Annotated in this window: 5 protein-coding genes; 1 reads left to right on the top strand and 4 read right to left on the bottom strand. The window is 70.8% G+C overall.

What is annotated here, in order from left to right:
- Nucleotides 1-97 precede the first annotated feature (97 nt).
- From ACGFIZ_RS33985 to ACGFIZ_RS33970, 4 genes are all read right to left on the bottom strand, one after another.
- On the bottom strand, nt 98-784 hold the full coding sequence (locus ACGFIZ_RS33985; RefSeq protein WP_393427383.1) for an RICIN domain-containing protein: 687 nt from the start codon (nt 782-784) through the stop codon (nt 98-100).
- A 660-nt stretch (nt 785-1,444) separates the two neighbouring features.
- Nucleotides 1,445-1,915, bottom strand: coding sequence for a type II toxin-antitoxin system RatA family toxin (locus ACGFIZ_RS33980; RefSeq protein ID WP_393427381.1), 471 nt, complete (start codon nt 1,913-1,915; stop codon nt 1,445-1,447).
- A gap of 31 nt (nt 1,916-1,946) precedes the next feature.
- Complete coding sequence (locus ACGFIZ_RS33975) at nt 1,947-2,972, bottom strand: SDR family oxidoreductase (protein WP_393427379.1); 1,026 nt, start codon at nt 2,970-2,972, stop codon at nt 1,947-1,949.
- Nucleotides 2,969-4,213: an aspartate aminotransferase family protein gene (locus ACGFIZ_RS33970; RefSeq protein WP_393427377.1), complete on the bottom strand. Its 1,245-nt coding sequence runs from the start codon at nt 4,211-4,213 to the stop codon at nt 2,969-2,971. Before ACGFIZ_RS33970 ends, ACGFIZ_RS33975 begins: the two co-directional genes overlap by 4 nt.
- Nucleotides 4,214-4,334: 121 nt before the next feature.
- On the opposite strand from ACGFIZ_RS33970, the gene ACGFIZ_RS33965 reads away from it, so the two are divergent.
- On the top strand, nt 4,335-5,045 hold the full coding sequence (locus tag ACGFIZ_RS33965) for an enoyl-CoA hydratase-related protein (RefSeq protein WP_393427374.1): 711 nt from the start codon (nt 4,335-4,337) through the stop codon (nt 5,043-5,045).
- Nucleotides 5,046-5,057 lie beyond the last annotated feature (12 nt).

Below are 5,057 nucleotides of genomic sequence, written 5' to 3'. Positions count from 1 at the left end.
GGAGTGACTCACCTCAATACCGGAACTCCGCTTCTGTTTGCCTGAGCGACACACCCCTCGACAGCCGCCACAACGCCTTAACCGAGCGACGTTGCGTCTAGTCGAGTTCCGGCAGCGTGGCCTTGCCGTTGTCAACGAAGGCGAAGGTCGTGTCCGGCCCCCCGTCACCCGCGGGCTGGGCCACCAGACCGCTGCTGGCGATGGTCCGCAGGTGGACACCGCCGTCACCACGGATCTCGTACGTCGGGCGGCCCTGCTTGTCCGTGGCCCGCATCCGCTCCAGCGTGAAGAGCTGCCCGGCCGCAGACGTGTCGCAACCGGCCGCCACGACGGTGGTCGGGCTGGTGCCGTTGTCCCGCAGGCCCATGCAGAAGGACTCACCGCCGCTGCCGGCCTTCGCCGTCTTGATCTGATGCCGGCCGCCGCCCACCGGGTCGAGGACGAACAGGGAGTACTCCGCCGAACCGTCGGTCAGGTTGAGCCGCCCCTTGTCGTCGACGGCCAGGATCGACTCGAACGAACCGACCGGTGCGATGACGACCTGACGTTCACCCCGCAGGATGGCCCCATCTCCACCGCCGCCACCTCCCGTCGTTGGCGAACCGGTGGTCGCCGACGGCGTGGCCTGCGGGTCGCCGGCCGGGGCACTTGACGTCGGGCCGGTCGACGATGCCGCCGGCTCTCCGTCCGGGTCGGCGGCGCAGGCCTGCTGGGTCAGCAGCAGGCCAGCGCAGAGCGCCACCATCCTGCCGCCACGGATAGAATGGGCGGTCGAGCCTTGCATCTGTGGTGCCTCCTCGATCAGCGGGAGCCGCCTGGTTCAACGGCACGTCGTCGGACATTCCGTACACGTATGCAACGGTTCCACACCCGGTGGAGTTCATCCACCAGCCGATTCCCGCAGACCCCGCGTCGTCGGCGGCGATACCCGCGCGTCGCGTTGCACGGTCGGGCGGGACATGCCGCACGGGATCGGGGTGGGTCGACGATCCAGTGGTTGTCGAGCCAGAAGTCGGTGTCGCGGGCCAGGTCCCGGATCGTTTCTTGATCAGCGGCAGCGCCGCGCGTAGCCGCTTTGCTGTAGCCCGGCCGCTGCGGCAGGTACGGGAACATGCCGCGCAGATGGATCCGGGCGTAGCGGATCCAGTGTGCCTCCGAGGGGGCGTCGAGCAGGACCTGGGCCACGGCCAGGCAGACCAGTTCGGAGTCGGTCAGCAGCGGTGGTCTGCCCCGCCACCGGGGCGTCCGGATGGTGTCGTCGATCTTCGCGAGAGTGCGGTCAAGAGGGTGTCGAGGTCTTGCGTCACAACATGATCATCGACGCCCTCTCTTCATGCCCAGACATCGACCCCTGACATCGGAACTACTCGACTAGGAGCGCGCCCGGCCGTGAGAACGGTCGCCTTCCAGTCGCCCGGGCGACTGGAAGGCGACCTGCGGTCGCTCAGCCGAGCGGGGCGGCCTCGACCACGGTGACCTCGATGTCGGCGCCGAACAGCCCGAGCAGGATGTCCCGGATCGAGTCGCGCATCGCCGCGCACGCCACCGGGTCGATCAGGCTGGCCAGGGAGGCGATGCCCAGGTCGAACCGGCTCTCGAACTCGACCCGCACCCCTTCGTCGACCTCGACGACCAGCCAGGAGCCGGTGAACGTCGCGAAGTCGCCCTTGGTCTGTTCGAAGTCGATCCGGCGGTTGACCGCGTCGATCTCGTCGCGTTCGGTCCAGACCAGGATGCCCCGGCGGAAGTTCACCTCCCACGTGGACTCCACCTGGGTCGGGCTGATCCGGGTCACCCCGACCGTCCGTACGGTGTCGGTGAACTCCGGGTACGCGGCGAAGTCGGCCAACCGGTCGAACGACTCCTTGGCGTCTGCCCTGGGCAGCAGGGCGTGCACGATGACCGAGCACTGCATCGCAGGCGGCCTCCTCAGCTCGGGTTGAGGATCACTGTCGCAACCCCCGGATCAGGTGACGCAGGCTGACCCGCCACGCGTCCTCGGCCTGCGCCGGGGTCATCGCGTCCGGTCCGCCGGGAATCGTGCCGAACGACGTCGGCAGCAGCTCGGGGATGATGACCAGCCCGCAGACGGCCACCACACCGTCCAGCCGCGCCAGATCCTCGGGGGGGAGGACGTCCGCGAACGCCGGCCGCACCAGCCGGTCCACGATGGACGGGTCCGCGATCCGGCCGTCGGGCAGGTCCATGCCGCACTCGCGGGCGGTCTCCGTCACCAGGTCGAGGTAGCGCTCCACCGGGATGCCGGCGGGCCCGGCGGTCAGCCAGTAGTCGCCCTTGCGCAGGTCGGCGTCGAGCACCGCGCGGATCGCCTGCGCGACCATGTCCTGCGGCACGAGGTCGAAGAACGTGCCGGGGTGCGCCGGGATGAACGGCAGCTTCCCGGTCACCAGGTACTCGGCGAGCTGGTGCACTCCCTGGGGCTGCCGGATGACGCCGGTGCGGGAGTCGCCGATGACGATGGCCGGCCGGACGATCACCGCGTCGATGCCGCTGTCGCGGACCAGCCGCTCGCCGAGGTACTTCGACGTCACGTACTCGTCGGTCCGCGCGGCCACCTTCTCGGTGCCCAGCCTGGTGCCGCCGCCGGCCCGGCCGTACCGGGACACGTAGGCGGTGCTGACGTGGACCAGGGTCGCGTCCGCCTCGGCGGCGAACTCGACGACCCGGCCGAGACCCTCGATGTTGAGTCGGTCGACCTCCGCCTGGTCGGCGGAGAAGTTGACGATGGCGGCCGAGTGGACCACCGCGTCGACCTCGGCACACAGCTCGCGGTAGGCGCGGCGGTCGAGCCCGAGTGAGGGGGCGTGCAGGTCCAGCCTGACGACCCGGTTCGAGCCGCCCGGCAGCCGCCGGTGGGCCGCGGCGATCACGTCGTGCCCGGAGAGCTCGGCCAGCACGGCGGTGCCCACGACGCCGCTGGCCCCGGTGACCAGGACCGTACGCCGGGTCATGCGGCCGAGTCGCTTCCCGGGGGGAAACGCGCGGCCAGGGCGGCGCAGGCCCGCCCGACCGAGGCGACCAGCCGCGCCTCCTCGTCCGGCGTCATCGTGGCGGGCGGGGTCAGCCGCAGCACGGGGTGCGCGTTCATCGAGTGGTTGACGACCACGTCGTTGTCGAGCAGGTCCATCAGGAACTCCGCGGCGTGCATGCCGGAGCGGAACTCCACGCCGATGAGCAGCCCGGCGCCGCGTACCTCGGCCACCAGGTGCCCGATCGACCGTACCGTCGTCTCGGTGAGCGCCGCGAGCAGCCGCGCGCCCAGCTCGGCCGCCCGGTCGACCAGCTTCTCCTCCCGGATCACCCCGACCGTCGCGCGGACCGCGGCCGTCGCGAGGGGGTTCGCGGAGAACGTGGACGTGTGCAGGTAGGGGTCCTTGTCGAACGGCGCGAACGCCTCCTCGGTCGCCAGGGTCGCCGCGACCGGCACCAGCCCGCCGCTGAGCGCCTTGCCGACCAGCAGGACGTCCGGCCGTACGCCGTCGCGGTCCGCGCCCCACCACGTCCCGAGCCGCCCCAGCCCGGTCATCACCTCGTCCAGGACGAGCATCGCCCCCCGGTCGCGGCACAGCGCCTCGACCGCCTTCAGGTAGCCGGGCTCGGGGATGATCACCCCGCCCTCGCTCTGCACCGGCTCCACGACCACGCAGACGTCGCGGTCGACGACGGCGGTCAACTCGTCCAGGTCGCCGAACCCGACGTGGGCGACGTCGGGCAGCAGCGGGCGGAACGGATCCTGGTAGAGCGACCGCGCGGTGAGCGACAGCGCGCCGACCGTCTTGCCGTGGTAGCCGCTGTGCATGGAGACCAGCCGGTGCCGCCCGTTCGCCCGGGCGATCTTGATCGCGGTCTCCACCGCCTCCGCGCCCGAGTTGGAGAAGTGCACCTTGACCAGCCCCTCCGGCGCCACCGAGGTCAACGCCTCGGCGGCCCGGGCGGCGGGCTCGTTCAGCAGCACCCGGGTGGACAGGGCCTGCCGTTCGAGCTGGTCGCGCACCGCTGCGAGCACGACCGGATGCCCGGCGCCGACGAAGAACACGCCGTAGCCGGCGCAGTTGAGCAGTTGGCGGCCGTCCGCGGTGTGCACCACCGCGCCGGTGGCGCCGACCTCCAGCGGGGTGTGGAGCATGGCGGCAACCCGCCCCAGCCCCTCGCCCAGATGGCGGCGGTAGAGATCGAAGACACCGGAGGACACGGCGGAAGTCTGCCCGAACGACAACGGTCGAACAAGGGTCTACTCAGGACAGTGGTCGATGACCGAACAGCCGACCCGGCGAGCATTGCTGCGGGCGATGGCCTTGCTCTAGGGTGCCGGCGTGGACACGTACAGCGAGATCATCTATTCCGTCTCCGACCGGATCGCCACGGTCTCGCTCAACCGTCCCGAGGCGCGTAACGGCTACACGCTACGGATGGCCGACGAGCTCGCGCACGCGTTCGACCGCGCCGACCGCGACGACGACGTCCGGGTCGTCGTCCTCACCGGCACGGGCGAGCACTTCTGCGCCGGCCTGGACATGTCCGTGACGGAGTGCGACACCCCCGACGACCCCGACGCCGAGTGGGTGGAACCCGCGGGCCGCTGCTCGATGCGGATCTTCGCGATGAACAAGCCGGTCATCGCCGCGATCCGGGGCGCGGCCGTCGGCGCGGGCGCCACCATCATCCTGCCGGCCGACTACCGCCTCGCCGCCACCGACGCCCGATTCGGGTACGTCTTCAGCCGGCGTGGCATCTACGCCGAGGGCGCGTCCACCTGGTTCCTTCCGCGCCTGGTCGGGATGGGCTGCGCGCTCGACTGGATGATCAGCGGGCGGGCGTTCGACGCCGCCGAGGCGCTCTCCGCCGGCCTGGTGCACAGCGTCCACGAGCCGGAGCAACTGCTCGACAAGGCGTACCAGCTCGCGCGCACCATCATCGCCACCACCGCGCCCGTGTCCGTGGCGGTCATCGAATGTCTTCCGTGGAAACCCCCGGCTTTAGCCGTGGGGAGGAAACGGAACCCCTGCGGAGCAGGTCAGGGATAGCCCATTCGCCGC

The sequence above is a fragment of the Micromonospora sp. NPDC048830 genome, assembly GCF_043198215.1.
Taxonomy (GTDB): domain Bacteria; phylum Actinomycetota; class Actinomycetes; order Mycobacteriales; family Micromonosporaceae; genus Micromonospora.
Note: the sequence above shows the minus strand (reverse complement) of the source record. Positions and strands in the feature narration are given on the sequence as shown.

Coding starts and splice junctions, on each gene's coding strand:
- ACGFIZ_RS33985 (WP_393427383.1), bottom strand. CDS start 784: ATGCAAGGCTCGACCGCCCATTCTATCCGTGGCGGCAGGATGGTGGCG.
- ACGFIZ_RS33980 (WP_393427381.1), bottom strand. CDS start 1,915: ATGCAGTGCTCGGTCATCGTGCACGCCCTGCTGCCCAGGGCAGACGCC.
- ACGFIZ_RS33975 (WP_393427379.1), bottom strand. CDS start 2,972: ATGACCCGGCGTACGGTCCTGGTCACCGGGGCCAGCGGCGTCGTGGGC.